This is a genomic window from Paraburkholderia sp. GAS42 (assembly GCF_050436565.1).
Lineage (GTDB): Bacteria > Pseudomonadota > Gammaproteobacteria > Burkholderiales > Burkholderiaceae > Paraburkholderia.
This window is the reverse complement of record NZ_JBNDML010000001.1, coordinates 527,254-553,000: the sequence shown is the minus strand read 5'-3', so window position 1 is coordinate 553,000 and position 25,747 is coordinate 527,254. Positions and strand designations below refer to the sequence as shown.

The 25,747-nt window shown below is 64.0% G+C and carries 25 protein-coding genes and 1 pseudogene; 15 read left to right on the top strand and 11 right to left on the bottom strand.

Features of this window, described 5'->3' with window-relative positions:
- Positions 1-12: 12 nt before the first annotated feature.
- Genes P3T16_RS02545 through P3T16_RS02530 form a run of 4 tightly spaced genes read right to left on the bottom strand, consistent with a single transcriptional unit; the run spans position 13 to position 3,651 of the window.
- Complete coding sequence (locus tag P3T16_RS02545; RefSeq protein WP_429341047.1) at positions 13-645, bottom strand: ABC-type transport auxiliary lipoprotein family protein; 633 nt, start codon at positions 643-645, stop codon at positions 13-15.
- A gap of 18 nt (positions 646-663) precedes the next feature.
- Positions 664-1,626 (bottom strand): MlaD family protein, encoded by a 963-nt coding sequence (locus P3T16_RS02540; protein ID WP_429341046.1) that lies wholly within the window; start codon positions 1,624-1,626, stop codon positions 664-666.
- Between the two features lie 16 nt (positions 1,627-1,642).
- Entirely contained in the window at positions 1,643-2,521 is an 879-nt protein-coding gene (locus tag P3T16_RS02535; RefSeq protein ID WP_429254924.1) for an ABC transporter ATP-binding protein, read from the bottom strand.
- A complete protein-coding gene (locus P3T16_RS02530; protein WP_429254925.1) occupies positions 2,518-3,651 on the bottom strand; it encodes an MlaE family ABC transporter permease in 1,134 nt (377 codons plus the stop codon). The genes P3T16_RS02535 and P3T16_RS02530 overlap by 4 nt, the downstream gene beginning before the upstream one ends.
- 117 nt (positions 3,652-3,768) lie before the next feature.
- Here P3T16_RS02530 and P3T16_RS02525 point away from each other — a divergent pair, with 117 nt between their 5' ends.
- The 3 genes from P3T16_RS02525 to P3T16_RS02515 all read left to right on the top strand — a co-directional run bounded on the left by P3T16_RS02525 (position 3,769) and on the right by P3T16_RS02515 (position 5,880).
- A complete protein-coding gene (locus P3T16_RS02525) occupies positions 3,769-4,674 on the top strand; it encodes a biotin--[acetyl-CoA-carboxylase] ligase (protein WP_429341045.1) in 906 nt (301 codons plus the stop codon).
- Positions 4,671-5,507 carry a type III pantothenate kinase gene (locus P3T16_RS02520; protein WP_429341044.1) on the top strand — a complete coding sequence of 279 codons (837 nt, stop codon included), beginning with the start codon at positions 4,671-4,673 and terminating at the stop codon, positions 5,505-5,507. The genes P3T16_RS02525 and P3T16_RS02520 overlap by 4 nt, the downstream gene beginning before the upstream one ends.
- A 133-nt stretch (positions 5,508-5,640) precedes the next feature.
- Positions 5,641-5,880: a hypothetical protein gene (locus P3T16_RS02515; RefSeq protein ID WP_429254928.1), complete on the top strand. Its 240-nt coding sequence runs from the start codon at positions 5,641-5,643 to the stop codon at positions 5,878-5,880.
- A 30-nt stretch (positions 5,881-5,910) separates the two neighbouring features.
- Here P3T16_RS02515 and rfaE2 read toward each other — a convergent pair whose 3' ends face one another.
- From rfaE2 to P3T16_RS02485, 6 genes are all read right to left on the bottom strand, one after another.
- A complete protein-coding gene (gene rfaE2, locus P3T16_RS02510; protein WP_429341043.1) occupies positions 5,911-6,393 on the bottom strand; it encodes a D-glycero-beta-D-manno-heptose 1-phosphate adenylyltransferase in 483 nt (160 codons plus the stop codon).
- 233 nt (positions 6,394-6,626) lie between these two features.
- The gene (locus tag P3T16_RS02505) at positions 6,627-7,505 is read right to left on the bottom strand and encodes a ferritin-like domain-containing protein (RefSeq protein ID WP_429254930.1); all 879 of its coding nucleotides are present in this window, start codon (positions 7,503-7,505) and stop codon (positions 6,627-6,629) included.
- A gap of 431 nt (positions 7,506-7,936) precedes the next feature.
- A complete protein-coding gene (locus P3T16_RS02500; RefSeq protein WP_429341042.1) occupies positions 7,937-8,752 on the bottom strand; it encodes a PhaM family polyhydroxyalkanoate granule multifunctional regulatory protein in 816 nt (271 codons plus the stop codon).
- A gap of 161 nt (positions 8,753-8,913) precedes the next feature.
- Positions 8,914-9,768 carry an enoyl-CoA hydratase/isomerase family protein gene (locus P3T16_RS02495; protein ID WP_429254932.1) on the bottom strand — a complete coding sequence of 285 codons (855 nt, stop codon included), beginning with the start codon at positions 9,766-9,768 and terminating at the stop codon, positions 8,914-8,916.
- 72 nt (positions 9,769-9,840) lie between these two features.
- The gene (locus tag P3T16_RS02490; protein ID WP_429341041.1) at positions 9,841-11,076 is read right to left on the bottom strand and encodes an ABC transporter substrate-binding protein; all 1,236 of its coding nucleotides are present in this window, start codon (positions 11,074-11,076) and stop codon (positions 9,841-9,843) included.
- A gap of 208 nt (positions 11,077-11,284) precedes the next feature.
- A complete protein-coding gene (locus tag P3T16_RS02485) occupies positions 11,285-12,277 on the bottom strand; it encodes a fumarylacetoacetate hydrolase family protein (RefSeq protein WP_429341040.1) in 993 nt (330 codons plus the stop codon).
- Between the two features lie 236 nt (positions 12,278-12,513).
- Between P3T16_RS02485 and P3T16_RS02480 the strand changes: the two genes are divergently transcribed.
- The 7 genes and pseudogenes from P3T16_RS02480 to P3T16_RS02450 all read left to right on the top strand — a co-directional run bounded on the left by P3T16_RS02480 (position 12,514) and on the right by P3T16_RS02450 (position 19,832).
- Complete coding sequence (locus tag P3T16_RS02480; protein ID WP_429341039.1) at positions 12,514-13,416, top strand: IclR family transcriptional regulator; 903 nt, start codon at positions 12,514-12,516, stop codon at positions 13,414-13,416.
- A 37-nt stretch (positions 13,417-13,453) separates the two neighbouring features.
- A complete protein-coding gene (locus tag P3T16_RS02475; protein ID WP_429341038.1) occupies positions 13,454-14,683 on the top strand; it encodes a DUF3108 domain-containing protein in 1,230 nt (409 codons plus the stop codon).
- 45 nt (positions 14,684-14,728) lie between these two features.
- Positions 14,729-15,021, top strand: a pseudogene (locus P3T16_RS02470) (3-oxoadipate enol-lactonase); the annotation flags it as partial.
- Between the two features lie 120 nt (positions 15,022-15,141).
- Entirely contained in the window at positions 15,142-15,399 is a 258-nt protein-coding gene (locus P3T16_RS02465; RefSeq protein ID WP_228875410.1) for a BTH_I0359 family protein, read from the top strand.
- A gap of 178 nt (positions 15,400-15,577) precedes the next feature.
- A complete protein-coding gene (locus P3T16_RS02460; protein WP_429341037.1) occupies positions 15,578-16,648 on the top strand; it encodes a homocysteine S-methyltransferase family protein in 1,071 nt (356 codons plus the stop codon).
- 26 nt (positions 16,649-16,674) lie between these two features.
- Positions 16,675-19,458, top strand: coding sequence for a methionine synthase (metH, locus tag P3T16_RS02455; protein ID WP_429341064.1), 2,784 nt, complete (start codon positions 16,675-16,677; stop codon positions 19,456-19,458).
- 161 nt (positions 19,459-19,619) lie between these two features.
- Entirely contained in the window at positions 19,620-19,832 is a 213-nt protein-coding gene (locus tag P3T16_RS02450) for an acid-shock protein (protein ID WP_429341036.1), read from the top strand.
- A 163-nt stretch (positions 19,833-19,995) separates the two neighbouring features.
- On the opposite strand, the gene P3T16_RS02445 is transcribed toward P3T16_RS02450, so the two are convergent.
- Positions 19,996-20,322, bottom strand: coding sequence for a DUF1840 domain-containing protein (locus tag P3T16_RS02445; protein WP_429254939.1), 327 nt, complete (start codon positions 20,320-20,322; stop codon positions 19,996-19,998).
- A 389-nt stretch (positions 20,323-20,711) separates the two neighbouring features.
- Here P3T16_RS02445 and argS point away from each other — a divergent pair, with 389 nt between their 5' ends.
- The 5 genes from argS to P3T16_RS02420 all read left to right on the top strand — a co-directional run bounded on the left by argS (position 20,712) and on the right by P3T16_RS02420 (position 25,659).
- Positions 20,712-22,502 (top strand): arginine--tRNA ligase, encoded by a 1,791-nt coding sequence (gene argS / locus P3T16_RS02440; protein WP_429341035.1) that lies wholly within the window; start codon positions 20,712-20,714, stop codon positions 22,500-22,502.
- Between the two features lie 83 nt (positions 22,503-22,585).
- Positions 22,586-23,365, top strand: coding sequence for an SPOR domain-containing protein (locus P3T16_RS02435; protein WP_429341034.1), 780 nt, complete (start codon positions 22,586-22,588; stop codon positions 23,363-23,365).
- Between the two features lie 41 nt (positions 23,366-23,406).
- Entirely contained in the window at positions 23,407-24,045 is a 639-nt protein-coding gene (locus P3T16_RS02430) for a thiol:disulfide interchange protein DsbA/DsbL (protein WP_429254942.1), read from the top strand.
- Positions 24,046-24,060: 15 nt separating this feature from the next.
- On the top strand, positions 24,061-24,831 hold the full coding sequence (locus tag P3T16_RS02425) for an SDR family oxidoreductase (RefSeq protein ID WP_429254943.1): 771 nt from the start codon (positions 24,061-24,063) through the stop codon (positions 24,829-24,831).
- Between the two features lie 3 nt (positions 24,832-24,834).
- Complete coding sequence (locus tag P3T16_RS02420; protein ID WP_429341033.1) at positions 24,835-25,659, top strand: helical backbone metal receptor; 825 nt, start codon at positions 24,835-24,837, stop codon at positions 25,657-25,659.
- The last annotated feature ends 88 nt before the right edge of the window (positions 25,660-25,747 follow it).

The window sequence follows — 25,747 nt, the reverse complement described above, 5'->3', positions numbered from 1 at the left end:
GCCGCGAATCCGTCATTGCGCGGCGACGAGCGGCTGTACGCCGAGCCATGCGCCGATCTGCGACACGATCTCGTCGCTGGCGGCGGCGAGCGCGCGCGCGCCGCCCGCCGCATCGGGCGAAGTCGACGGCGCACGCGAGACGAAGCTGCGCTGGCCGACCACCTTGCCATCCTGGAACAGCGTCGCACGCGCCGTGACGGCGCCATGGCTTTCGGTCTGGCCGTCGAATACCTGCTCGAACTCCTGCAACTCGACCTTCAGCACCGGCGCGCGCACGCCGTCGGCGCCGGTCAGCACCGCGCCGCGCGAACTGAGCGCCGTGCGCAGACGTTGCGTCAGGAGTTGCGCGGGCGGCATCGTCCAGTGGCTGTTCGCGTACGCGGCGAGTTGCTGCGCGTCGCTGTAGCTCAACCGGTACGTCAGTTTGTCGGAGCCGAGCGTTTCGGGCGCGTCGACTTCCAGCACCTTGATCGCCGGCATCGGACCCACCGAGGCGCTCGGCACAGGTGGTCCGAAGTCGTAGCGGATATCGGAAATCGCCGCCGGATTGCCGGCGCATCCCGACAGCACGCCGAGAGCGAGCAGGACGGCCAGCGCGGCACCGGGCGAAAAGAAGCGATGAAGGCGGTTAAGCGGGCGTGGCATTGCTATGTTCCTTTTCAGTCATTTCGTGGCACGGGCCACGGGCCAGGCGAAGCCTGGCTCGCCGGGACCCGGCGCGGCCGGCGCAGCGCCGAACAGCACGCTGCGCGGGTTGTTGCTGAACGTGTCGGCGGCACGGTCGACCGAGCGCGCGGCACTGCGCACGTCGTCGGCGAGGGTATTCACGTGCGGCAGCGTGTCGTAGCCGACGCGTGCCGACATTTCCTGCACTGTCTCATTGATCGACGTCAGCGCGACGCCGGCCTGCTGCGCCGCCGTACCGACCTTGTTCAGGTTGGCTTCGAACGGGCCATCCGGCCGGTTCAGGCTGGTGATCAGCTGGTTCGTCGAGAGCAGCGTCCGATCCAGCTGGCTCAACGTCGACGGCAGTTTACTGACTGCGGGCGCCATCTGCTGCGTGAGCGTCGAAACGCCGTCCGCTGCGTGCTGCAAACTCGCGGTGGTCGCCAGCAACTGCGCGCGCATCTCCGGCGACAGCAGTTCGTCGACGTCACCGGCGACTTTTTCCAGCTTGCGCAGCAGGATGTCGCCGCGCTGCTGCAACTGGTCGAGCAGACCCGGATGCATCGGAATCTGCGCAATCTGCTTCGGCGTCGACGCTAACGGCGACGGGTCCTTGCCCGTGTCGTCGAGCTGGATGAACGCGATGCCGGTCACGCCCTGGAAGCCGAGGCTGCCGTAAGTGGAATGCGTGATCGGCGCGTTCCTGTCGACCATGATGCGGATCACGATCTGCCCCGGATGAGTGCGATCGAACTTGATCGACTGCACCTTGCCGACATCGAGCCCGCGATAGCGCACGGCCGCATCGGTAAAGAGCCCCGTCACGTTCGTGCGCGCGATCAGGTCATACGGCTGGCGCACCGACCGGTCGACGTTGAACAGGAACGCCGCGATCCCGATCGCGACGACCATCACGACGGTGAAGAGCCCGGCCCAGAAGGCGTGTGATTTGTTTTCCATGGTCAGGTTCCCGGATTCACAACTGGACTTCGGCCGATGCCGGTTCGAGCGCCGCCGGCGGCAGCTTCGCGCGACGTTCCGGCGGCAGCGCCTGCAGCGCGCGGCGGCCGCGCAGGCCGAGGAAAAACTCGCGAATAAACGGATGATCGACGCCCGCGGCTTCCTCGACGGGCGCGGCGACCAGCACCTTGCGGTCAGCCAGCACGGCGACTCGTGTGGAGAGCGCGACCATCGTGTCGAGGTCGTGCGTCACCATCACCACCGTGAGCCCGAGCGCGCGGTGCAGCGTGCTGATCAGCTCGACGAACTCTTCCGACGCCTGCGGATCGAGACCGGCGGTCGGTTCATCCAGGAACAGCAGTTCCGGCTCGAGCGCGATGGCCCGCGCGATGCCGACGCGCTTGATCATGCCGCCCGACAGTGCCGCCGGCATTTTCGACGCATGCTTGCACGGCAACCCGACCATTTCGAGCTTCAGCATCACGATGTCGCGCAGCAGGTCTTCGGGGATTTCGCCGAGTTCACGCAGCGGCTGCGCGATGTTGTCGAACACCGATAGCGATGAAAACAGCGCGCCCTGCTGGAACAGCATGCCGTAGCGGCTGCGCATGAGCCGCGCTTCCTCCGGGTCGATCTTCGACGTGTCTTCGCCGAACACCTTGATCGTGCCCGACGAAGGCCGTTCGAGGCCGAGAATCTGCCGCACGAGCGTCGTCTTGCCCGAACCCGAGCCGCCGACAATCGACACGATCTCGCCGCGCCGCACCTCAAAGTCGAGATGCTGGTGGACGATATTGCGTCCGTAGCGTTTGCTCAGATTGCGGACCTCGATGACCGGTTCGGCAATCTCCGGCAACGGCTGGTCACGGACGGCAGTGGCGAGCGGTGCGGTCATCCGAGCCCCACGTTCTGGAAGAGAATCGCGAACACGGCGTCCGCGAGAATCACGATCGTGATCGACGTTACCACTGACGTGGTCGTGCCTTCACCGAGACTCTGCGAATTCGCCTTGATGCGAAACCCGAAGTGACAGCCGACGATCGCGATCAGCATGCCGAACGCCACGCCCTTGCCTAGTCCGATCCACAGGTTCGCGACCGGGACGACGCCTGGCAGCGCCCGCGCAAAGTAGCTCATGTCGATGCCGAGCACGATCTTCGCCGCGAGCGCGCCGCCTGTCAGCGCGATGATGTCGGTCCACATCACGAGTAGCGGCATCGCGATGCCGAGCGCCAGCACGCGCGGCAGGATCAGCCGCAGGCCGTGCGGAATGCCCATCACGCGCATCGCGTCGAGTTCTTCGGTCACGCGCATCACGCCGATCTGCGCGGTAATCGCCGACCCGGAGCGCCCCGCGACCAGAATCGCCGACAGCACCGGCCCGAGTTCGCGGATCACCGAAAGCCCGAGAATATTGACGATGAACTGGTTTGCGCCGAAGAGCCGCAACTGCTGCGCCGACAGGTAACTCAGCACGATGCCGATCAGGAACGCGACGAGCGCGGTAATCGCCAGCGCCTTCGTGCCGGCGTTGAAGACGTTGGCTGAAATCTCGGTCCACGGGATCAGCTTCGGATTGCGCACGATCGCAAGCAGATCGAGCACGACGCGCCCGAACATCGCGATGCCGCCGTACAGATGCTCGAAGAACGAGAAAATCCCAAGCCCAAGCCGCGTGAACGGATCGAAGCGCTGGACCGCCTCGGGATTTTCGCGGGCCGCGTCGAGCAGCGCGATACGGTGGAAGATCTCGCGCTGCGTGTCGCTCAGCTCGACCAGATCGGCCGGCATCCGGTGGCCCCACACGCGCCACAGCGCCTGGCCGCCAACGTGATCCATCCGGTCGACATGCGACAGGTCCCACTGGCCGATCTTCTCAGTCGCGAGCGCGCGCAGCTTCAGCACGGCGCCGCTGCGATGGCGGTCACGCGCGAGCGCGAGCGCCGTCCACTGGCCGGATAGCCGGACGATCTTTCCCTGGCTGCCGGCCGCGACTTCAAGGCCGGGCGGAGTATCGTAGTTCAAGGATCGCGGATTCGCTTGATGGATTCAGCGGCCATTGTAACGAAGGCGCTGCGTTTGGGCGGTCTCGAAGCGCTCACTCCTGTCCGCTTGTGGCGGCGGACAACTACAATACGCTTCATGAATCCTCCGACCACCTCCCCCGACGCCACGCCAGCCGGCGACTGGCGTATCGACCGGGCGCGCGCCGTCACGCTGTTCGGACCCGCGGCGCACGACTGGCCGATCGACATCGTCGAAGAAACCGGCTCGACCAACGCCGACCTGATGGCGCATCTGAAGTCGCTGCCGCGCGAACGCGGTGCGCTGACGCGACCGATGGTCCGCGTGGCCTATCTGCAGACCGCCGGTCGCGGTCGGCGCGGACGCCCCTGGTACGCCGAGCCCGGCAACGCGCTGCTGTTCTCGGTGGCCTGCGTGCTGCCGCGCCCGCTGGAAGGGCTGGCCGGGTTAAGCCTTGCGGTCGGTGTGGCACTGGTCGACGGATTGCGGTCGCTGCCGCTCGCGGCGCCGGGCCAGATCTCGCTGAAGTGGCCGAACGACGTGCTTTTTGAAGGCGACAAGCTCGCCGGCATCCTGATCGAGACGGCCTGGAGCACGGCGGATGCAAGCGCTGTCGTGATCGGTATCGGCACGAACGTGAAGGGCGCCGAGGAACTGGCGGCGAAGGTTGACGCGCTAAACAAGGGGGCGTCCGCGCAGACACGCGGCGCGGCGCCGACGGCGCTCTCGCGCGCGCTGCCCAACGCGAATCTCACCGATACGCTCGCCGCTGAGCTGAACGCGCTCGAGCCCGCGTTGCAGCGCTTCGCGGCCGAGGGCTTTGCGCCGTTCCGCCAGCGCTGGAACGCCTGCCATGGTTATGCAGGGCGCGAAGTCGTGCTCGTCGAACAGGGCGTCGAGGTGGCGCGCGGGGTAGCGGCTGGCGTCGATGATAGCGGCCAGTTGCTGCTGGACACCGCGTCCGGCCGCGAAGCCATCTCGACCGGCGACGTATCGCTGCGCCTCGCCGACGGGGTCGCATGAGCGGCAAGCCCTTTTTGCTGATCGACGCGGGCAACAGCCGGATCAAGTGGGCGCTGGTGCAACGCGACGGCGCGCCAGTGCGGACCGGCGCGTTTACGCACGGTTCGGCGTCCACAGAGGTGGCCGTTCCCGCAGAGACTTCTTGCGCTGACGATCCTGACTGGTCGACGTTGCCCGTGCCAGACAGCGTGTGGATTTCGAACGTCGCGGGCGAAACGGTCGCGCGGCGTATCGGACGGCTGCTCGATGCTTGCTGGCCCACAGTGCCGCGTACGACGATCCGTGCGGTCGCGCAGCAATGCGGCGTCACGAACGGCTACACGACGCCGTCATCGCTGGGCAGCGACCGGTGGGCCGGGCTGATCGGCGCGCATGCGGCGTTTCCCGGCGAGCCGTTGCTCATCGCCACGTTCGGCACCGCGACCACGCTCGAAGCATTACGGGCCGACGGCACGTTTGTCGGTGGCCTGATCGCGCCTGGCTGGTCGTTGATGATGCGCTCGCTTGGCGAACACACCGCACAACTGCCGACGCTCGACACCGCCTCGGCCCGCGGTCTGCTGGCTGACGGCACGCGCCGCGGGCCGTCGTTTGCGACCGATACGCCGCGCTCGCTGTCGGCCGGATGTGCACTCGCGCAGGCGGGATTGATTGAGCGCATGTGGAACGATCTGGGCGACGCGTGGCAGGTGCCGGTGCGCCTTGTGACCAGCGGCGGTGCAGCAGATGAGGTGACAGCGGCGCTGAAGGTGCCGCATACTCGCCACGATTCGCTGGTGCTGTCCGGCCTTGCATTGATTGCCGCCGAAGGTAGCGGCGTTGAACAGGGCTGACGTGCGGTCCGCGCGGCGCGGTGCCGCCGTGGCGCAGACCTGCGTGTGCGCCGGGCGACGCAGTATCGAACTGCTCGCCTGGCCCTAACCCAATGACACTGGCCACACTATCTATTTGACGGAGAACCCGACGATGCTGCGCTGGCTGATCGCCATCCTGTTTCTCGCCAACATGCTCGCGTTTGTCGCAGTACGCGGCGTCTTCGGTCCGCTGCCGGCCGCCGGGCTACGCGAGCCGAACCACGTGAGTCGCCAGATTCACGCCGATTCGCTGCAGGTGCGGCCAATGACAGCCGCCGAAGCCGCCGATCAGGCCGTTGTTGGCGAACCGGCGCCCGCTGCGCCCATTGCTGCGTCTTCGTTGACGCAGTAATGGCTGGCCGCTTCAGGCGCTGCGTCGGCATCACCCCTGCGTGCGCACCTTCTTGAGCAGCGCCGTCGTCGAGCGATCGTGCTCGAACGGGATCGCGAGTGCGCGGCCACCCCAGCTGCGCACCCGCGCGGACTCGGGCAGCACGTCCATGTCGTAGTCGCCGCCCTTCACCAGGATATCCGGACGCAGCGCTTCGATCAGCGCGACCGGCGTCTGTTCTTCGAAGCGCACCACCCAGTCGACGCTCTCCAGCGCGGCAAGCAACGCCATGCGGTCGGACTCATTGTTGATCGGACGATCGTCGCCCTTGCCGAGCAGGCGTACCGACGCGTCGCTGTTCACCCCGACAATCAGGGAGGCGCCGAGCGCCTTTGCGTCCGCAAGATACGTGACGTGTCCGCGGTGCAGGATATCGAACACGCCGTTCGTGAACACCACCGGGCCCGTCAGCGAAGGACGAAGCTGCGCGAGTGCCTCGCGGGTCATGATCTTGCGTTCGAAAATGGCGGACATGGCGAGAAAAGTAGAAAGATGAACCGGGCACGATTGCGATCGCGGTTTGCGTTTCGCTTGTGCAGCGGTTCGGTGAAAAGAGTGAATACCGCTCACGCTGAAAGCGAAGCCGCAACTCAAGCCGCGGTTAAAGCAACGGCCCGGGAAGCTTGCGCCTGCCGGGCCGTTTCGATTCCATGCCGCACCTGCTGCGTTCGTAACGAAAAGAACGCGTCGAGCCGGCGCGGCGCGCGTCAGGCCGGTTGCTGCTGCGGCGCGGCGCCCTGCTCTGCCTGCAGACGCGTGACCACTTCCTTGCGATAGCGGTTCAGTTCCTGCGCCGTGGTGAACGTGCGCTCGAACAGGATCGACAGGTTGTGCAGAATGCGCTCGACGACCTTCTTTTCCCAGCCGTCATCGAAGCGGATCTGTTCGTCGAGCCAGCGTTCGAGCCATTCCGGATCAGGCAGACGCGATTGAATCGTGTCGCGCGGGAAAAGCGCCTGGTTCACGTGCAGATTCGTCGGATGCAGCGGCTTTTCCGTGCGACGCGCCGACGCCATCAGCACGCCGATCTTGGCGAATGCCGCGCGTGCAATATCGCCCGTTTGCGCCATCGCCTTTTTCATGTAGCGCAGATACGCGCCGCCATGACGCGCTTCGTCGCGCGAAATGGTTTCGTAGATGTGCTTGATCACCGGCTCGGTATGCCATTCAGCCGCGCGGCGATACCAGTGGTTCAGGCGGATTTCGCCGCAGAAGTGCAGCATCAGCGTTTCGAGCGGCGGCGCCGGATCGAATTCGAAGCGCACGGCGTGCAGTTCTTCTTCGGTCGGGCACATTTCCGGCTTGAAGCGACGCAGGTATTCCATCAGCACGAGCGAGTGCTTCTGTTCCTCGAAGAACCAGACACTCATGAATGCCGAAAAATCGCTGTCGTGATGGTTGTCGCGCAGGAACATTTCCGTGGCGGGCAACGCGGACCACTCGGTGATCGCGTTCATCTTGATCGTTTCGGCCTGCTCATCGGTGAGCAGCGATGCGTCGAAGTTGGCCCAGGGAATGTCTTTTTCCATGTCCCATCGAACGGATTCGAGCGATTTGTAAAGTTCCGGGTAAAGCATGGTGTTCATAGTCCCACCCCTGTTCTGCGCATTGCGACGTCTGTTTGTATCTGTTTGCTGCGAGCGAGCCAGAGCCCGCCTTCGCGGCCTGAAAATCATTCAATTTTACGCGGTAATCGGGCGTCCAGATGCACCGCCTGGCAAAGAAGCCTGCGGCAAAATGTGCACTTGCGAAAACCGGAGTTCTTGAATCGGCCGACCGTGGGTGAAGAAAAACCGTGCCTGGGTCGAACCGGCCCGCGCCGGCTGCACCGTCGAACCTCCTGCTGGCCCAGCCAGCGGCGGTTCGAGCTGCTCGAGTCATTGTTTTCAGTGCGCGCAAACGGGCCCAAAAGCTTACGGGATGATAGCACGGCGATGTGACAGTTCCGGGTGTCCGGCTGGCAGGATAGGGCGGCGCCCCGCTTCGCACGAGCGCCGTTCCGGTCGTCAGCGCCCGATCAGGCCCCTGAAGGCGGTGGTTTCTTCGCGCCGCGGCTGCTTGCAGCGCTTTTCGTCGACGAGGGCCGCTTCGCAGCCGGACGCTTCACCGCCGCAGATTCCTTCGACGCGGCGTCGCGGGTTGCTTCAGCGGTACCCACCGTGTCCGGCGCGTTCGGCGCACCCGAAGCTTCGGCAGCTTCGGCCATGTCCTCCGCGGTCGCGGTCGCGCCAGGTGCGGCAGCGGGCTGCGCCATCGCGAATTGCGCCAGCTGGTTGAACTGCGATTGCAGCAGGCTCCACCACGCCGACGGGTCGAATGGCGGCGACTGCTCCGCGTCGCTGGCTTCGTCGGACTCGCTCGACTTCGGTTCGGCAGCTACCGGCTTTTCCGGCTCCGACGTCGCCGGATGCGACATCCACGACGGCATGGAAGTCGAAGACGAAGGCGACGACGTCGACGCAGAAGCCGCCGGCTTCATCGACGACTGCGCGAACGCGCCGAACGCACGCAAGGTGGCGAGCGTCGCGCGCTGCACTTCGAGCGCCTGGATCGCCGACTGCAGCATGTTCAGGTTCAGCTTCAGCCATTGCTCGACGGCGCGCATGTCGGTAATGCGTTTGTCGAGTTCCTCGACGTTGGTGAGCGGCGCCATCATGTCGGACATCATCGACAGCGACGGCCCCAGCCCCTGCGCCGCGCCGGCTTGCGGGCCAGGAAACGCGGAGCCGAACGGCGTCATCCGCATCATGTCCCACATCCGGTCGAGCATTTCAGCCGGCGGAAAACCTGGGAAGCCAGGAAAGGGCGGCGTGGCGCCGGTTGTATCGGTCATGGTTTTCTCCTCGCTCCTGGAAATGGCGGGACGTTGCGTCCAAAGCGCTGCGTCCGATTCATCCGATCATACCGCGCGCCTGATGGCATCAGGCGAGTCATGTGGCGTGCGCGTTCCTGCCGCAAATAAGACGCGCAACCGGCCGCGCCTCGTCACCGCGCTCAGAACGAACTGCCGCCCTTGAAATCGGGCGCGCGACGCTCGCGAAACGAGCTCACGCCTTCGCGCACGTCGGGACCGGCAAAGCCCATGAATTCGAGCGCAAGCGACGCATCGAAGGTCGGCCCCGCCGAGCGCAGCCAGTTGTTCAGCGCGTACTTGGTCCAGCGAATCGCCGTCTGTGAGCCGCTCGCGAGTTTCTGCGCGACTTCGAAGGCCTTCGGCAGCAGGTCGTTTTCGTCGACCGCCAGCGAAACGAGCCCGATGCGTTCCGCCTCTTCGCCGCTCACCGGCTCGCACAGCATCAGGTAGTACTTCGCCTTCGCCATGCCGCACAGGAGCGGCCACACGATCGCCGCGTGGTCGCCTGCGGCGACGCCGAGGCGCGTATGACCGTCGATGATGCGCGCGCTCTTCGCCGCGATCGAAATATCGGCGAGCAGGCCGGCGACGAGCCCCGCGCCGACCGCCGGCCCGTGCATCGCCGAGACGACCGGCTTGCTGCAGTTGATCACGTTGTAGACGAGATCGCGTGCTTCGCGCCATACACGCGTGCGCACGTCGAAATCGGTGGCCATCTGTTCGACGAGACCCAGATCGCCACCGGCCGAGAAGCCTTTTCCTTCGCCGCGGATCACTGCGACGCGCGTATGCGGATCGTGGTCGACATCGCGCCAGATATCCGCGAGTTCGCGATGCATGTGCGCGTCGGCGGTCGCAAGGCCGCTTTTGTTCGCTCCTTCGCCGCTCATCACGATTTCGAGGATGCCGTGCGGGTGACGCCGCAGTCGCAACGCATGATAGCCAGCGTAGACGTCAGGATTGGGAGTGCTTTGGCCAGGCGATTCGTGAGACATGACGATCAATCCAGTAGAACGGTTCGTTTCGAAAATCCGCGACGCGGTGCGATGCGGAACGGCTCGCGAGCGTCAGCGCGCCTGATACACCCATTTGCCGTCGAGAATCTCCACCATGACACGGGCGCGCTGATCGAGCCCGAGGTGGTCGGTCGTGCTCATGTTGACAATACCATTCGAGTCCGCGAAACCGCGGGTGGACTCGAGCGCATCGCGCAGCGCCTGACGAAACTCGGGGGTACCCGGCGCGGCCGTCTTCAGCGCAACCGGCACGGCGTCGCCCAGCAGCAGGCCCGCGTCCCACGCGTACGAGCCGAATGCCGACACGCTACCCGCGCCGTGCTGCGCCTCGAAGCGCGCGATGTAATCGAGCGCGAGCCGCCTGGCAGGATGATCGACCGGCAGTTGCGCAGCGACGAGCACCGGGCTCGCGGGCAGGAACGTGCCGTTGCAATCCGCACCGCACACGCGCAGGAAGTCGTTACTGCCCACGCCGTGGTTGTGATAGATCACGCCTTTGTAGCCGCGCGACCTCAGCGTCTTCGGTGGCAGCGCGGCCGGCGTGCCGGCCGCGCCGACAACAACCGCATCGGGATTCGCCGCCATGATCTTGAGAATCTGCCCGGTCACACCCGGATCGGTGCGATTGAAGCGCTCGTTAGCGACGATGTTGATCTTGCGCAGTTGCGCGAACTTCGCGACTTCGGCGTAAAAGGTTTCGCCGAGCGCGTCGGCCTGGCCGATGTACGCAATCGTCTTCACGCCGTGTTCGCTGGCGTGTTCCGCGATCGCCGATGCCATCATCGCGTCGGTCTGGGGCGTTTTGAACATCCAGTGACGCTTTACATCGACCGGCGCGATGATCTTCGCCGATGAAGCCAGCGAGATCGTTGGCGTCTGCCCTTCTGCGATTACATCGATCATCGCGAGCGTATTCGGCGTGGTCGACGAACCAATGATCGCGTCGACGTGTTCCTCGGAGATCAGCTTCTTCGTGTTCTGGACGGCCTGGGTGGTGTCGGACGCGTCATCGAACACCAGGTACTCGACCTTCTGGCCGGCGAGTTCTTTCGGAAACAGCGCGACCGTATCGCGCGCCGGAATGCCCAGCGACGCCGCCGGCCCCGTCAGTGACAGCACCAGTCCGATCTTCACCTGAGCCTGCGTAACGCCTGGCAGCGCCGCGCTGAACGCGATGGCCAGCCATAGTGCGAGCCGGCGCGGGATGTGTTTCAGGGCGGCCAGCGGCCAGAATGGCGACCGCGTCCGGGGACGCCCGAATCGGGGAATGAACGACCGGCTTCGCATGCAAGTCTCCTCACCGTGGCAACGTGTTTTTGTCCTGCCATCCCCTTTTTCGGCGGGGATTTTTGCGCCTCGTGCGCAACCTGCACAGGCGGTGCGGGTCGCGCGTGAGTCAGTGTAGCGATGCCTGCATGCGGCGTAATCGGGCGAAACCCTCCTGAAAGGTCGCCCCGAACGTGAATCACGTACAAACCGGGGATTTCCTCGCGGATCAATGCGCGCCGTCTACGGGCGCGACCGCCTGATCGATCGAGCCAAAAATCGACTTGCCGGCTTCGTCGAACATCTCGATCCTGACCGTGTCGCCGTACTTCATGAATTCCGTCTGCGGCGCGCCGTGCTCGATCGTTTCGAGGCAACGCTTTTCAGCGATGCAGCAGTAGCCGCGCTTCGCATCCTTGTTCGAGACCGTCCCTGAACCGACGATGGCGCCTGCGCCCAGGTTGCGCGTCTTCGCCGCGTGCGCAATCAGCTGACCGAAGTGAAACACCATATCGGTGCCGGCGTCCGGCTGACCGACCTTCCTGCCGTTCCAGTGAACGATCATCGGACGATGCACGCGGCCTTCACGCCAGTGCTCACCGAGTTCGTCCGGCGTGACGGCGACGGGTGCGAACGATGTCGCCGGCTTGCTCTGGAAAAAGCCAAAACCTTTCGCCAGTTCGGCGGGAATCAGGTTGCGCAGCGAGACGTCGTTCACGAGCGTCACGAGGCGCACGCCCTTGAGCGCCTGCTCGGGCGTTGCGCCCATGCGCACGTCGCCCGTGATGACCGCCACTTCGGCTTCGAAGTCGATGCCGGATTCTTCCGATGCGCAGACGATGTCCTCTCTCGGGCCGATGAAGTCGTCGCTGCCGCCCTGGTACATCAGCGGGTCGGTCCAGAATTCCGGCGGCATTTCAGCGCCGCGCGCGCGGCGCACCAGTTCGACGTGATTCACATACGACGACCCGTCCGCCCACTGGAACGCGCGCGGCAGCGGCGCCATGCACGCCTTGGCATCGAACGAAAACGTATTGCGGGCGCGGCCCTGGTTGAGCGAGTCGTACAGATCAATGAGTTGCGGCGCGTAGAAGGTCCAGTCGTCGAGGACGCGCTGGAGCGTCGGCGCGATCGCGTCCGCGATCGCCGCGGTGTGCAGGTCGCGGGACACGACGATCAGTTGACCGTCGCGCGTGCCGTCCTTCAGCGTGGCAAGTTTCATAGGCGATTTAAGCAGTGTGGATGACGATAGAGGGAATCTATTCTACGATGGTGAATCGTCGCAGCCCAAACGCGTGTTTTTCGGTCGGTGTTTTCGTATGCGCGATTGATGCACGCTTCGTGCACGCCTCATACCCGATTACGCATCGGGCTGCAGTCTCGCGCATCCGGCAGGTGGTTGCTCACGCCGGTTGCTATTGTTCACGCTTCACCATTCGCGCGCCACGCGCATTGTCCATGCCTTCACTTGCCCGTCCAGGCACTAACCGCCCCGACATCACCGCTGATGCGTCCGAACCCGCCGACCTCGATCCCGGCGACGACGACGCGGCCGAAGCGCACGAAGGCGGCGAAGAAAAGCTGCGTTCGGGCATCCAGTCGATCGAGGTCGGGTTTCGCCTGCTGGAAGTGCTGACCAGCGAGCCGCGCGCGATGATGCTGCGCGATCTCGCGCAACGCGCGAGCATGAGCCCGGCGAAGGCGCATCGCTATCTGGTGAGCTTTCTGCGTCTCGGCGTCGTCGCGCAGGATCCGCTCTCCGGACGCTATGAACTCGGCGGCTTTGCGCTGCAGCTTGGCCTCGCGCGGCTGGCGCGCGTCGACGGCGTGAAGCTCGCGCGCATCGCGCTTGCTGAACTGCGTGACCAGCTCGATCTCACCGTCGGCATCGCGGTGTGGGGCAATCAGGGGCCGACGGTCGTGCACTGGATGGAATCGAGCCACCCGGCGAAAGCATCGCTGAAGCTCGGCGATGTGATGCCGCTGCTCGGTTCAGCGACCGGATTGCTGTTCGCCGCGTATCTGCCGCGCAGCAAGACGGGCGCGATGATCGAACGTGAGCTTGCCGACTCGCGACGTTCATCGTATGCGCACACACTGCGCACGCTCGATGACGTTGAAGCCGCACTTGCAACTGTGCGCGAACATGAAGCGGCACGTGTCGAAGGTATGTTGCTGCCGACCATCCACGCGTTCTGCATGCCGGTGTTCGATTCGACGGGCGATCTCGCGCTGGGTCTGATCGCGCTGGGACACGAAGGCGCGTTCGATATCCGCTGGAACGGAACGGTCGATACGGCGATGCGCGAGTGCGCGCGCAAGCTCTCATACGAACTCGGGTACAGCGCGGCAGCGCGCTGATCAGCTGACCGAAGAACCACCGGACCAACGCGTATCGATGTTGTCTCACTCTGCCGCTTCCCGCCCCGATCGCTCGCCGCGTAATGCAGCGTCTGCACCGCCTGCACCGTCCGCACGCCGGCGCGTACGCGCGATGCGCTGGGGTTGCGTCCTCATTGTCGTCGTCGTACTGCACTGGATCGCGGCGCAGTGGCTCGAGCGTCATCGCGATGCATCCCAACCGGTCGACGCTGCGCACGCGCCGGTGCAGGTCGCCCTGCTCAAGCCTGAGCGCGTCGAACAGGCGCCTGCAAGCGTGGCGCCGACGCATTCCGCAACACCCGCTCCCCCCAGCCATGCGCAGAAGCAGAGCGAGCGTGTGCTGACCATCGCGCGTCCCGAAGCCACGCATACGACGCCAGCAGATGGCGCATCGGCAGCATCCGCTTCATCTGAAACGACATCGGCTGAATCAGGTTCCGGTGCCAGCGCAGCGGCTGGCAGCGCGACGTCGAATACCGGCGCCGCACAGTCATCGCCCGGCGTGAAGTTCGCGGTGCCGCCTTCGAGCGATCTTAAGTACGACACGTTCTACAACGGCGTGCGCAACCAGCCGGGCACGATCCACTGGACCACCGACGGACGCACATACGAAATGGTCGTCTCCGTGCCGCTACCGTTCGTCGGCACGTTCAGCTATTCGAGTCACGGTCATGTAGACGCATTCGGCATCGCGCCCGACCAGTACATCGAAAAGCGCGGCCGTCGTCCCGAAGACATGACGATCTTCAACCGCGAAGCGAAACAGATCGCGTTCACGCGCACACCCACGACGCTCGCGCTGCCCGACGGCGCGCAGGATCGTTTCAGCATGGTCATGCAACTGGCGAGCCTCGTGCGCGGCGATCCCGCGGCGTACACACCGGGGGTCACGCGCGAGTTCTACGTTGCCGACAGCGACAGCGGCGAAATCTGGCCCATCGAGACAATCGGTGACGAAGGCGTGCGCATACCGGGCGGCTTCGTCGAAGCACGCCACTTCATGCGCCTGCCACGACGCGAAGGCGATCGCCGGCGCATCGACGTATGGCTTGCGCCATCGCTCGGATGGTTACCGGCGCGACTCGTGCAGACCGAACCGAACGGCACGCAGATCGAACTCGTCTGGCGCGGCAAGCTCGCAGCGCCTGATTCAAACAGCGACACCTCGCCCGCCAGCAGCAACGACGGCACAAGCGATTCGCCCGAGCCTTCTGCCGACCCCGGCGGCGCCATCGAAAAGCCCTGACGCCGGCGAAGTGTTCGATGCGCCGCATACGCATCGCGTCGGCATGTCGAACAGATCAACGAAGTGTTGTTGCGCACACACACTGAGGAATATGCGCTCGCGTGCGCAGCCTTGCGCGATTTCGATGTGCGCGCCGCCGGTAAAACGCATCGACAAACCGGCGCTGACCGTTGCTGGGCGCTGCGCTACGGGCACACCACCGGCCGCGACGCAGGCCACGCGCAAATGCCATTCCCGGTTGCCGTTTTGAGCTGCTGGAGGCCGCCCATCTTGCGCCGGTCGAACAATCGCACCGATTTGCGGCGTTACTTGAAACGTTTCTGGCAACCCGGGTCTAAACTGTAGATCCGGACCTTTCACGCGCGTTACTCCGGGTCCACCCCTTGAATTCCACACCATATGCTCCATTTACAGCGCAGGAACGGCCTGGAGCCAACGGAAATATAAGGAGTGTCGCCATGCAGATGATCTACAACAGCCCCAACTATTGTGTTGTCGAGTTCCCGCCGGAAGACGGCCATCTCGCCATGCGTTCAGGTGGCTACGAGATTGTTGACAAGACGATGCAGCGCGAAATCTACATTGATGGTGCAATGGCGGCACGCTTTCGTGAACACGTACAGAAACTGATCGAAGAAGAACCGTCGCTCGACGAAGTGGACGAATTCCTCGGCCAGTTCGACAGCCTGATGCATCAGCCGGTGATCCTCCACTGAAACGTCGCTCGGGCGACACCCTCTTAAAACCCCGTCCGGCATGCCGGACGGGGTTTTTCTTTTCCCGGCGCGAAATCCCCCGTCAAGCCACGCGGCGCAAGTCCCTCAAGGGCGAAGCCGTGCCGCTCCGGCTACAATGATGCGTTTACCGCAAATTCAGGCGCAAGCCTTGCCCGTCATGAACCAGCCTGCTCAAACCGTCGCTCCAGAACGCACCGCCGTTGCCTATACGCGCGGCACCGCGCTGCCCGATCTCCTGAAGTCCCGCATCCTGATCCTGGACGGCGCGATGGGCACGATGATCCAGCGCTACAAACTCGATGAAGCGGGTTATCGCGGTGAGCGCTTCAAAGACTATGGTCGCGACATCAAGGGCAACAACGAGTTGCTGTCGATCACGCAGCCGCAGGTCATCAGCGAGATTCACGAGCAGTACCTCGCAGCGGGCGCGGACATTCTGGAAACCAACACATTCGGCGCGACCCGTGTTGCGCAGGCCGACTACGGCATGGAGAGCCTTGCCGTCGAGATGAATCTCGAATCGGCGAAGCTCGCGCGCGCAGCCTGCGATAAATATTCGACACCCGACAAGCCGCGCTTCGTCGCCGGCGCCATTGGACCGACGCCGAAGACCGCCAGTATTTCTCCAGACGTAAACGACCCAGGTGCGCGCAACGTCACGTTCGACGAGTTGCGCACCGCGTATTACGATCAGGCGAAAGCGCTGCTGGACGGTGGCGTCGACCTGTTCCTCGTCGAGACGATCTTCGATACGCTGAATGCAAAGGCGGCGCTCTTCGCACTCGACGAACTGTTCGAGAACACCGGCGAACGCCTGCCGATCATGATTTCCGGCACGGTGACCGATGCCTCGGGCCGCATTCTGTCGGGTCAGACGGTCGAGGCGTTCTGGAATTCGCTGCGTCACGCGAAGCCGCTCACGTTTGGCCTGAACTGCGCACTCGGCGCGGCGCTGATGCGTCCGTACATCGCGGAGCTGTCGAGGCTCTGCGATACGTATGTGTCGTGCTATCCGAACGCCGGCTTGCCGAATCCGATGAGCGACACCGGCTTCGACGAACTGCCCGCCGATACGTCGGGCCTGCTGAAGGAATTTGCGCAGGCGGGGCTCGTGAACATCGCGGGAGGCTGCTGCGGCACGACGCCGGATCACATCGCCGCGATCGCGAAGGCGCTGGCCGACATCAAGCCGCGCAAGTGGCCGACGCAATACCGCGACGCGGCCTGAACGGCCGCGCCCGCCGTTCCTCTTCAATACAGCATCAGCGGCACGCATCTGATGCAGGCAACCGCAGCACGCAACCGAATCAGGCACAAGACATGACCGATCACACCATGCGCCTCTCCGGCCTCGAGCCGTTCAACGTCACTTCTGGCTCGCTCTTCATCAACGTCGGCGAACGGGCCAACGTGACGGGCTCGAAGGCGTTTGCCCGCATGATTCTCAACGGCCAGTTCGACGAAGCGCTCGCCGTTGCGCGGCACCAGGTCGAGAACGGCGCGCAGGTCATCGACGTCAACATGGACGAAGCGATGCTCGATTCGAAAGCGGCGATGGTCCGCTTCATGAATCTGATCGCATCCGAGCCGGACATCGCGCGCGTGCCGATCATGATCGACTCGTCGAAGTGGGAAGTGATCGAAGCCGGCCTGAAGTGCGTGCAGGGCAAGGCGATCGTCAACTCGATCTCGCTGAAGGAAGGCGAAGAAGCGTTCCGCCATCACGCGAACCTGATTCGCCGTTATGGCGCGGCGGCTGTCGTGATGGCGTTCGACGAGCAGGGGCAGGCCGATACGTTCGAGCGCAAGACACAGATCTGCAAGCGCTCGTACGACTTCCTCGTGAACGAAGTCGGCTTCCCGCCGGAAGACATCATCTTCGATCCGAACATCTTCGCGATCGCGACCGGCATCGAAGAGCACAACAACTACGCGGTCGACTTCATCAACGCGACGCGCTGGATCAAGGAAAACCTGCCGTTTGCGAAGGTGAGCGGCGGCGTGTCGAACGTGTCGTTCTCGTTCCGCGGCAACGATCCGGTGCGCGAGGCGATTCACACCGTGTTCCTGTATTACGCGATTCAGGCGGGCATGGACATGGGCATCGTCAACGCCGGCCAGCTCGGCGTGTACGCCGACCTCGATCCGGAACTGCGTGAGCGCGTCGAGGACGTCGTGCTGAATCGTCGCGAAGATGGCACCGACCGTCTGCTCGAAATCGCCGACCGGTTCAAAACCGGCGCCGCGAAGAAGGAAGAGAACCTCGAATGGCGTAACCAGCCGGTCGAGAAACGTCTGGCTCACGCGCTCGTGCTTGGCATCACGAACTTCATCGTCGAAGACACCGAAGAAGCGCGCGCGAAGATCGCCGCCGAAGGTGGCCGTCCGATCAACGTGATCGAAGGCCCGTTGATGGACGGCATGAACATCGTCGGCGACCTGTTCGGTCAGGGCAAGATGTTCCTGCCGCAGGTCGTGAAATCGGCGCGCGTGATGAAGCAGGCCGTTGCGCATCTGATCCCGTTCATCGAAGAAGAAAAGAAGCTGCTCGCCGAAGCCGGCGCCGACGTGCGCGCGAAGGGCAAGATCGTCATCGCGACCGTGAAGGGCGACGTGCACGATATCGGCAAGAACATCGTGTCGGTGGTGCTTCAGTGCAATAACTTCGAAGTGGTCAACATGGGCGTGATGGTGTCGTGCAACGACATCCTCGCAAAAGCAAAGGTCGAGGGCGCGGACATCATCGGTTTGTCGGGCCTCATTACGCCGAGCCTCGAAGAGATGGCCTACGTCGCGTCTGAAATGCAGCGCGACGACTACTTCCGCGTGAAGAAGATTCCGCTCCTGATCGGCGGCGCGACGACTTCGCGCGTACACACGGCCGTGAAGATCGCACCGCATTACGAAGGGCCGGTCGTTTATGTGCCCGATGCTTCGCGTTCGGTATCGGTGGCGTCGAGCCTGCTGTCGGATCAGGGCGCGGCCAGATACCTCGAAGAGCTCAAGACCGACTACGACCGCATCCGCGACCAGCACGCCAACAGGAAGGCGCTGCCGATGGTCACGCTCGCCGAAGCGCGCGCGAACAAGACGAAGATCGACTGGAGCGGCTATCAACCCGTGAAGCCGAAGTTCATTGGCCGGCGCATCTTCAAGAACTTCGATCTGAACGATCTGGCGAACTACATCGACTGGGGCCCGTTCTTCCAGACATGGGATCTCGCCGGTCCGTATCCCGCGATCCTGAATGACGAGATCGTCGGTGAATCGGCGCGCAAGGTGTTCTCAGACGGCAAGTCGATGCTCGCGCGCCTGATCCAGGGCCGATGGTTGCAGGCCAACGGCGTCATCGCGTTGCTGCCGGCCAACACGGTAAACGACGACGACATCGAGATCTACACCGATGATTCGCGCTCGGAAGTCGCGTTGACCTGGCGCAATCTGCGCCAGCAGAGCGTGCGTCCGGTCGTCGACGGCGTGATGCGGCCGAACCGGTCGCTGGCCGACTTCATCGCGCCGAAGGATTCGGGCGTCGCCGACTACATCGGCATGTTCGCGGTCACGGCGGGCATTGGCGTCGACGTGAAGGAAAAGCAGTTCGAGAAGGATCTCGACGACTACAGCGCGATCATGCTGAAGGCGCTGGCCGACCGCTTCGCGGAAGCGTTCGCCGAAGCGATGCACGCCCGTGTGCGCCGCGACCTGTGGGGCTACGCGGCGAGTGAAACGCTGTCGAACGACGACCTCATCGGTGAAAAGTACAAGGGTATCCGTCCGGCGCCAGGCTATCCGGCCTGCCCGGATCACCTGGTGAAGCGCGACATGTTCAACTACCTGCAAGCCGGCGACGTAGGCATGAGCGTGACCGAATCGCTCGCGATGCTGCCGGCGGCGAGCGTGTCGGGCTTCTATCTGGCCCACCCGGACAGCACGTATTTCTCGGTCGGCAAGATTGGCGAAGACCAGCTGGAGGACTACGCGCGGCGCGCCAGCCTGTCGAAGGCGGACGCCCAGCGGGCGCTGGCGCCACAACTGTGAGGACGGTCACGTGACGGCGGACTATATCGATGCGCATATAAACTGAATATTTCAGGCACCTTATTTTTCGTCTTTGTAGACTGCGGTAGCTTGACCTCTACCAGACGCGGCCAAAAAACGCGTCGGTTCAATGACTTGCAACCGTCACGGAGAAAAATCGTATGAAGAAGTTGACGCTGATGTTGACTGGACTTTCACTTGCCTGCGGCGCCTCGGTGACGCTGGCGCAACAGCCGGCGGCCCCGGCGCAGTCGAGCGCGGTCAGCTCGTACTCGCCGCCGACGGAAAAGCACGTGAAGAAGCCGAAGAAGGCCAAGGTGAAGAAGGGTGCTTCGGCGCCCGCGGCCGCACCGGCAGACGCCGCCAGCCAGTAAGCGTACCGGCCATCCGGCAGCAGGAAAAGAAAGAGCCCGTAGCGGGCTCTTTTTTTATCTGCGGACGGGGGGTTGATCTGCGCGAGCCGACGAGCCGCCGCGCGCAGGCTGAAATGCGCCCGTCTGGCGCTTACGCTGACGCCGCCGCGCCCCGACAATCAGGTCAGAGGCCCCAGAGGACGTCCGTGTTTTCCTTCTGCGCTGCGCGCAGCATGTCGAGGAACGGGAACGCGCGTTGCGCGAGGCCGATCGGAATCTCGTGGTGCTCGTGGCCTTCCTCCCCTTCGTGGAAGTGGCCGTCGTGCTCGGCACGCTCCTTCTTGTCGACGTGAATGGCGGCTTCGAGTTTCGTGATCGCGGTGGCGAGTTCATCGTGCGTAATGACACCGCGCTCACCCAACCGCTTGCCGACGATACCGACGAGATACTGGGCGAGATTCTCCAGCATCACCACGTCCGGGCAGGCGTGGCATTTGAACGTAATCAACATGACAGTTCCCTTTTCGTTATGTTGGATCCGCGCGCGCGGCGCCGGTCAGGACGCTTCCGCGCTGGTCCCACCGGCGCTTTCGCGCGTGCCGGCGGCCCGGCTCAAGCCGGGTAACTCATTGGACATATTAGCACCTGCTAAAATCCGTCTGAACGGAAAAGCGCCGGCTGGTGCGCCGGACAGGCCATTGCCAGAACGACGCGTGTCGCCCGACGAAGCGCTGCGGCCGGCATGGCAACGCAACGCGATGTCCGGTGACGCCGATGCGGCCGTCCCTGCGCAGACGCGGCGCCCGCTTTCCACCTCATTCGACGGACCGGCCGCACGCGTCACGCAAGGCCGGCGCCGCGCCCGAACACACGGACTGTCTCACTGGACTCGCAACAAGCATGCTGCCTGCACATAAACAAACTCTCGAAACCCTGTTCGCCGATGCCGTGAAGCAGGTCACCCAGACGACCCAGGGCGCGTCCGAAGCCACCTTCGTCGAGCCGGTGATCACGCTCGAACGACCCAAGGTCGCAGCGCATGGCGACGTCGCGTGCAATGTCGCCATGCAGCTTGCCAAGCCGCTGCGCGCGAATCCACGCCAGCTCGCGCAGCAGATCGTCGATGTCGTGCTCGCGCATCCGCAAGCGCAAGGGCTCGTCGAAGGTGCGGAAGTGGCTGGCCCGGGATTCATCAACCTGCGTCTCGCCGCGACGTCGAAGCAGGCTGCGGTTGCTGCCGTGTTCGCTGAAAAAGACGCGTTCGGCCGCTCGACACGCGAAGCGGGCAAGCGCGTGCTGGTCGAATTCGTGTCGGCGAATCCGACGGGTCCGCTGCACGTCGGCCACGGCCGTCAGGCGGCGCTCGGCGATGCGTTGTCGAACGTGCTGGCCTCGCAGGGCTATGCGGTCCATCGCGAGTTCTACTACAACGACGCCGGCGTGCAGATCCAGACGCTCGCGCTGTCGACCCAGGCGCGCGCCCGCGGCATCAAGCCCGGCGACGCCGGCTGGCCGGAATCCGCATACAACGGCGAGTACATCGCCGATATCGCGCGCGATTATCTGGCGGGCGAAACCGTCGCCGCCAAAGATGGCGAGCCGGTCAAGGGCGAAGGCGACGTCGAGAATCTCGACGCGATCCGCCGCTTCGCAGTGGCGTATCTGCGCCACGAGCAGGACATGGACCTGCAGGCGTTCGGTGTGAAGTTCGACCAGTACTATCTGGAATCGTCGCTGTACAAGGAAGGCCGCGTCGAGAAGACCGTGGCGGCGCTCGTCGCTGCCGGCAAGACGTACGATCAGGAAGGCGCGCTGTGGCTGCGCACGACCGACGACGGCGACGACAAGGACCGCGTGATGCGCAAGACCGACGGCACGTACACGTACTTCGTGCCGGACGTTGCCTATCACGTCGCGAAGTGGGAACGCGGCTTCACGAAGGTCATCAACGTTCAGGGCTCGGACCACCACGGCACGATCGCGCGGGTGCGCGCCGGCCTGCAGGGGCTCGGCATCGGTATTCCGAAGGGCTATCCCGACTACATCCTGCACAAGATGGTCACCGTGATGCGTGACGGCGCCGAGGTGAAGATCTCGAAGCGCGCGGGCAGCTATGTGACGGTGCGCGACCTGATCGAATGGTCGGGCGGCGCGACGCCGGGCACGGAAGTGTCGCCGGAACTGCTCGATGAAGAGACGATCCGCCGCGGCCGCGACGCCGTTCGCTTCTTCCTGATCTCGCGCAAGGCCGACACGGAATTCGTGTTCGACGTCGACCTCGCGCTGAAGCAGAGCGACGAAAACCCCGTGTACTACGTGCAGTACGCGCATGCGCGGATCTGCTCGGTGCTGAACGAATGGAAGTCGCGCTACAACGCCGACGAAGCCGTCCTGCCAACGGCCGATCTCTCGCCGCTCGTCACGGAGCGCTCGCTCGCGCTGCTGCAAAAGATCGCCGAGTACCCGGACATGCTCGAACACGCCGCCAATGAACTCGCGCCGCACGCGGTCGCGTTCTATCTGCGCGACCTCGCCGGGGAATTTCACTCGTTCTACAATGACCGCGCTGAGCGTGTGCTGGTCGATGACGAAGCGGCCCGCAATGCGCGCGCGGCGCTCCTCGCGGCGACCCGTCAGGTGCTGGCGAACGGTCTCGCGACGATCGGCGTTTCGGCTCCCGAAAAGATGTAATTCCCGCGGTGCGCCTTGCGTGCGGCCGTCGTTATAATCGACGGTCGTTCCAGACTCTTATTAACTGGCAGGTGATTCAGACGATGGCAAAACCACGCCGCACAACGAAGCAGTCAAAACAGTCCGGGGGCACTTTTCTCGGTATCGTGCTGGGCCTCATCGTAGGTCTCGCGATCGCGGTGGTGGTGGCGCTCTATATCACGCGTGCGCCTACGCCATTTGTCTCGAAAGTCGCGCCGCCCGCCGCGTCGGATGCCGGCGCAAGCCAGCCGCAATACGATCCAAACCGTCCGCTGCAAGGCAAGACGCCGGGTCAGCCCGTGCCGCAGGCTGCGCAACCCGCGCCGCCGAACACCGCGCCCGGTCAGACGACCAGTCAGACGCAATCGTCGGGCATGCTCGAAGAGCCGCAGATCGTCGAAGTGCCGCCGTCGAACGCGAACGGTGTCGCCGTGCCGCCGAAGGCCGCTACCGATAACGGCAGCAGCGCCACGCCCGAGAAGAAGCCGCAGCCTTCCAGCGCAACTGCGAGCAATGCGACGTCGGCGCCGAAACCGGTACTTGAAGCGAACGCGAGGCCGGGCTCCGTGCCTGCGCCCGCCACGCCTCCCGCCGCGGATGCCAACACGGGCTATTTCCTGCAGGTCGGCGCCTACAAGACCGCTGCCGATGCCGAACAGCAACGCGCGCGTCTGGGCTTCCAGGGCTTCGAATCGAAGGTCACGCAGCGCGATGCGGGCGGCGTCACGTACTATCGCGTGCGCATCGGGCCTTTCTCGAAATTCGAGGATATGAACACAACGCGCCAGCGGCTGTCTGATGCAGGAGTGGACACCGCCGTGATCCGCTTCACCAAACAGTAACCACAGGCCAACGTTTTTCCGCCTAAACAGGTCAACAGAACATGAAAAAGCTGCTAAGCATTCTTTTCCTCTCGCTCGGTCTCGTCGCAGGCGCGGCGCAGGCAACGCCCACCGCACCGGTCTCGGGTAAGGACTACACCGTCCTCGCGTCGGCGCAGCCGGTTGAAGTGCCGGCCGGCAAGATCGAAGTCACCGAATTCTTCTGGTACGGCTGCCCGCACTGCAATGAATTCGACCCGTTCCTCGAAGCATGGGTCAAGAAGCAGGGCCCGGACGTCGTCTTCAAGCGCGTGCCGGTCGCCTTCCGCGACGACTTCATCCCGCATTCGAAGCTGTATCACGCCGTCGACGCACTCGGCCTCGCGCAGCAACTCACGCCGAAGATCTTCAACGAAATTCACGTCAACAAGAACTACCTGCTGACGCCGGAAGATCAGGCCAAATTCCTCGCGAAGAACGGCGTCGATCCGAAGAAGTTCATGGACGCGTACAACTCGTTCTCGACGCAAAGCGAACTGCAACGTGACAAGAAGCTGCTCGACGCGTACAAGATCGAAGGCGTGCCGACGCTCGCCGTGCAGGGCAAGTATGAAACCGGCCCCGCCGCGACCGACAGCCTGCCGGGCACGATCCAGGTGCTGGATTACCTCGTCGCACAGGTCCGCGCGAAGAAGATGTAACGCCTGGGCGCCGGTATGAATTCACCGTTGAAGGTTTTCATTACCGGCGCATCGAGCGGTATTGGTCAGGCACTCGCCGCCGAATACGCGCGGCGCGGTGCGATTCTCGGGCTCGTCGCCCGGCGTGGCGAAGCACTCGCCGCGTTCGCGCAAGCCCATCCGCAGCACCCCATCTCCATTTATCCCGTCGACGTTCGCGATGCCGACGCGCTTGCGTCCGCCGCCGAAGCGTTCATCGCGCAGTATGGCTGTCCCGATGTCGTGATCGCGAATGCGGGCATCAGCCGCGGCGCGGTGACCGGGCACGGCGATCTGCGCGCCTTTCGCGACGTAATGGACGTGAACTACTTCGGCATGGTCGCGACGTTCGAGCCGTTCGCGCGCGCGATGATCGCTGCACGCACAGGCACGCTGGTCGGCGTGGCGAGCGTCGCTGGCGTGCGCGGGCTGCCGGGTTCCGGCGCGTATAGCGCGTCGAAGTCGGCGGCGCAGAAGTATCTCGAAGCGCTGCGCGTCGAGATGCGGCCGCTGGGCGTCTCCGTCGTGACGATCGCGCCCGGCTATATCCGCACGCCAATGACCGAGCGCAATCCGTATCCGATGCCGTTCCTGATGGATGCGGACCGCTTCGCCGTGAAGGTCGCGAATGCGATTGCTCGGAAGACAGCATTCGCTACTTTTCCATGGCAGATGCGTGTCGCAGGCGCCATGCTGCACGTGCTGCCACGCTGGCTGTACGACTTCGCCTTCGAGAAGGCGCCGCGCAAACCCCGCTCGTCGGAGTAGCCGATGAACACGCGTGCGGTCGATGCAGCCGGTGTCGCGCACGAACGGGCCTCCCCCGATGCCCGGATTGTCTCGCTCGTGCCGAGCATCACCGAAACGCTGTTTGCCCTGGGGCTTGACCGGCAGATCGTCGGGCGTACCGGCTTTTGCGTGCATCCGCGCGAACGCGTGCGCAATGTGCCGAAAGTCGGCGGCACAAAGGCCGTCAATATCGATGCGATACGCGCGCTGCAACCCACCCATCTGATCGTCAATATCGACGAAAACGAAGCCGGTACGGTTGATCTGTTGCGCACGTTCGTGCCGCATGTCGTCGTGACGCATCCTTTGACGCCGCGCGATAACCTCACGCTTTACGCGCTGCTCGGCGCGGTGTTCGATCGCGAAGAGGAAGCGCAGCGACTGTCACAGGCGCTCGAAACGCAGCTACGGGATATCGAACAGCGCACGTGGCCGGCGCAGCGCGTGCTCTATGTGATCTGGCGTGGTCCATGGATGACGGTCGCGCGCGACACTTATATTTCGGCGATGCTCGACGCGGTCAACTGGCAGACACTGCCAGCCATGAAAGGCGGAAACGCTGGCGCAGACCGGTACCCGACGTTTGACCTGACAGCGCCGTGGATCGCCGATGTCGACCGCGTGCTGCTTTCCAGCGAACCTTATCGTTTCACCGAAGCGCATCGGCGCGCACTTGAAAGTGACCCGGCTCTGGCGGGTAAACGCATCGAGCTGATCGATGGTGAGCTCGTGTCGTGGTACGGCGCTCGTGCCATTCATGGCATCGTGTATCTGGCGACGCTCGCATCTGCGCCGCCGGGGCGTTAGACATCGAGCATCGGGCGTCAAGCGCGGGGCGGCCTCATATCGGTATGCCGATTAAGTTGTTGTCGGCACAACCACCCAACGTTTAAGC

Bases quoted from the DNA above. Each gene is read 5' to 3' on its own strand.
- P3T16_RS02545 (WP_429341047.1), bottom strand. From the start codon at position 645: ATGCCACGCCCGCTTAACCGCCTTCATCGCTTCTTTTCGCCCGGTGCC.
- P3T16_RS02540 (WP_429341046.1), bottom strand. From the start codon at position 1,626: ATGGAAAACAAATCACACGCCTTCTGGGCCGGGCTCTTCACCGTCGTG.
- P3T16_RS02535 (WP_429254924.1), bottom strand. From the start codon at position 2,521: ATGACCGCACCGCTCGCCACTGCCGTCCGTGACCAGCCGTTGCCGGAG.
- P3T16_RS02525 (WP_429341045.1), top strand. From the start codon at position 3,769: ATGAATCCTCCGACCACCTCCCCCGACGCCACGCCAGCCGGCGACTGG.
- P3T16_RS02520 (WP_429341044.1), top strand. From the start codon at position 4,671: ATGAGCGGCAAGCCCTTTTTGCTGATCGACGCGGGCAACAGCCGGATC.
- P3T16_RS02515 (WP_429254928.1), top strand. From the start codon at position 5,641: ATGCTGCGCTGGCTGATCGCCATCCTGTTTCTCGCCAACATGCTCGCG.
- rfaE2 (WP_429341043.1), bottom strand. From the start codon at position 6,393: ATGTCCGCCATTTTCGAACGCAAGATCATGACCCGCGAGGCACTCGCG.
- P3T16_RS02505 (WP_429254930.1), bottom strand. From the start codon at position 7,505: ATGAACACCATGCTTTACCCGGAACTTTACAAATCGCTCGAATCCGTT.
- P3T16_RS02500 (WP_429341042.1), bottom strand. From the start codon at position 8,752: ATGACCGATACAACCGGCGCCACGCCGCCCTTTCCTGGCTTCCCAGGT.
- P3T16_RS02495 (WP_429254932.1), bottom strand. From the start codon at position 9,768: ATGTCTCACGAATCGCCTGGCCAAAGCACTCCCAATCCTGACGTCTAC.
- P3T16_RS02490 (WP_429341041.1), bottom strand. From the start codon at position 11,076: ATGCGAAGCCGGTCGTTCATTCCCCGATTCGGGCGTCCCCGGACGCGG.
- P3T16_RS02485 (WP_429341040.1), bottom strand. From the start codon at position 12,277: ATGAAACTTGCCACGCTGAAGGACGGCACGCGCGACGGTCAACTGATC.
- P3T16_RS02480 (WP_429341039.1), top strand. From the start codon at position 12,514: ATGCCTTCACTTGCCCGTCCAGGCACTAACCGCCCCGACATCACCGCT.
- P3T16_RS02475 (WP_429341038.1), top strand. From the start codon at position 13,454: ATGTTGTCTCACTCTGCCGCTTCCCGCCCCGATCGCTCGCCGCGTAAT.
- P3T16_RS02465 (WP_228875410.1), top strand. From the start codon at position 15,142: ATGCAGATGATCTACAACAGCCCCAACTATTGTGTTGTCGAGTTCCCG.
- P3T16_RS02460 (WP_429341037.1), top strand. From the start codon at position 15,578: ATGAACCAGCCTGCTCAAACCGTCGCTCCAGAACGCACCGCCGTTGCC.
- P3T16_RS02450 (WP_429341036.1), top strand. From the start codon at position 19,620: ATGAAGAAGTTGACGCTGATGTTGACTGGACTTTCACTTGCCTGCGGC.
- P3T16_RS02445 (WP_429254939.1), bottom strand. From the start codon at position 20,322: ATGTTGATTACGTTCAAATGCCACGCCTGCCCGGACGTGGTGATGCTG.
- argS (WP_429341035.1), top strand. From the start codon at position 20,712: ATGCTGCCTGCACATAAACAAACTCTCGAAACCCTGTTCGCCGATGCC.
- P3T16_RS02435 (WP_429341034.1), top strand. From the start codon at position 22,586: ATGGCAAAACCACGCCGCACAACGAAGCAGTCAAAACAGTCCGGGGGC.
- P3T16_RS02430 (WP_429254942.1), top strand. From the start codon at position 23,407: ATGAAAAAGCTGCTAAGCATTCTTTTCCTCTCGCTCGGTCTCGTCGCA.
- P3T16_RS02425 (WP_429254943.1), top strand. From the start codon at position 24,061: ATGAATTCACCGTTGAAGGTTTTCATTACCGGCGCATCGAGCGGTATT.
- P3T16_RS02420 (WP_429341033.1), top strand. From the start codon at position 24,835: ATGAACACGCGTGCGGTCGATGCAGCCGGTGTCGCGCACGAACGGGCC.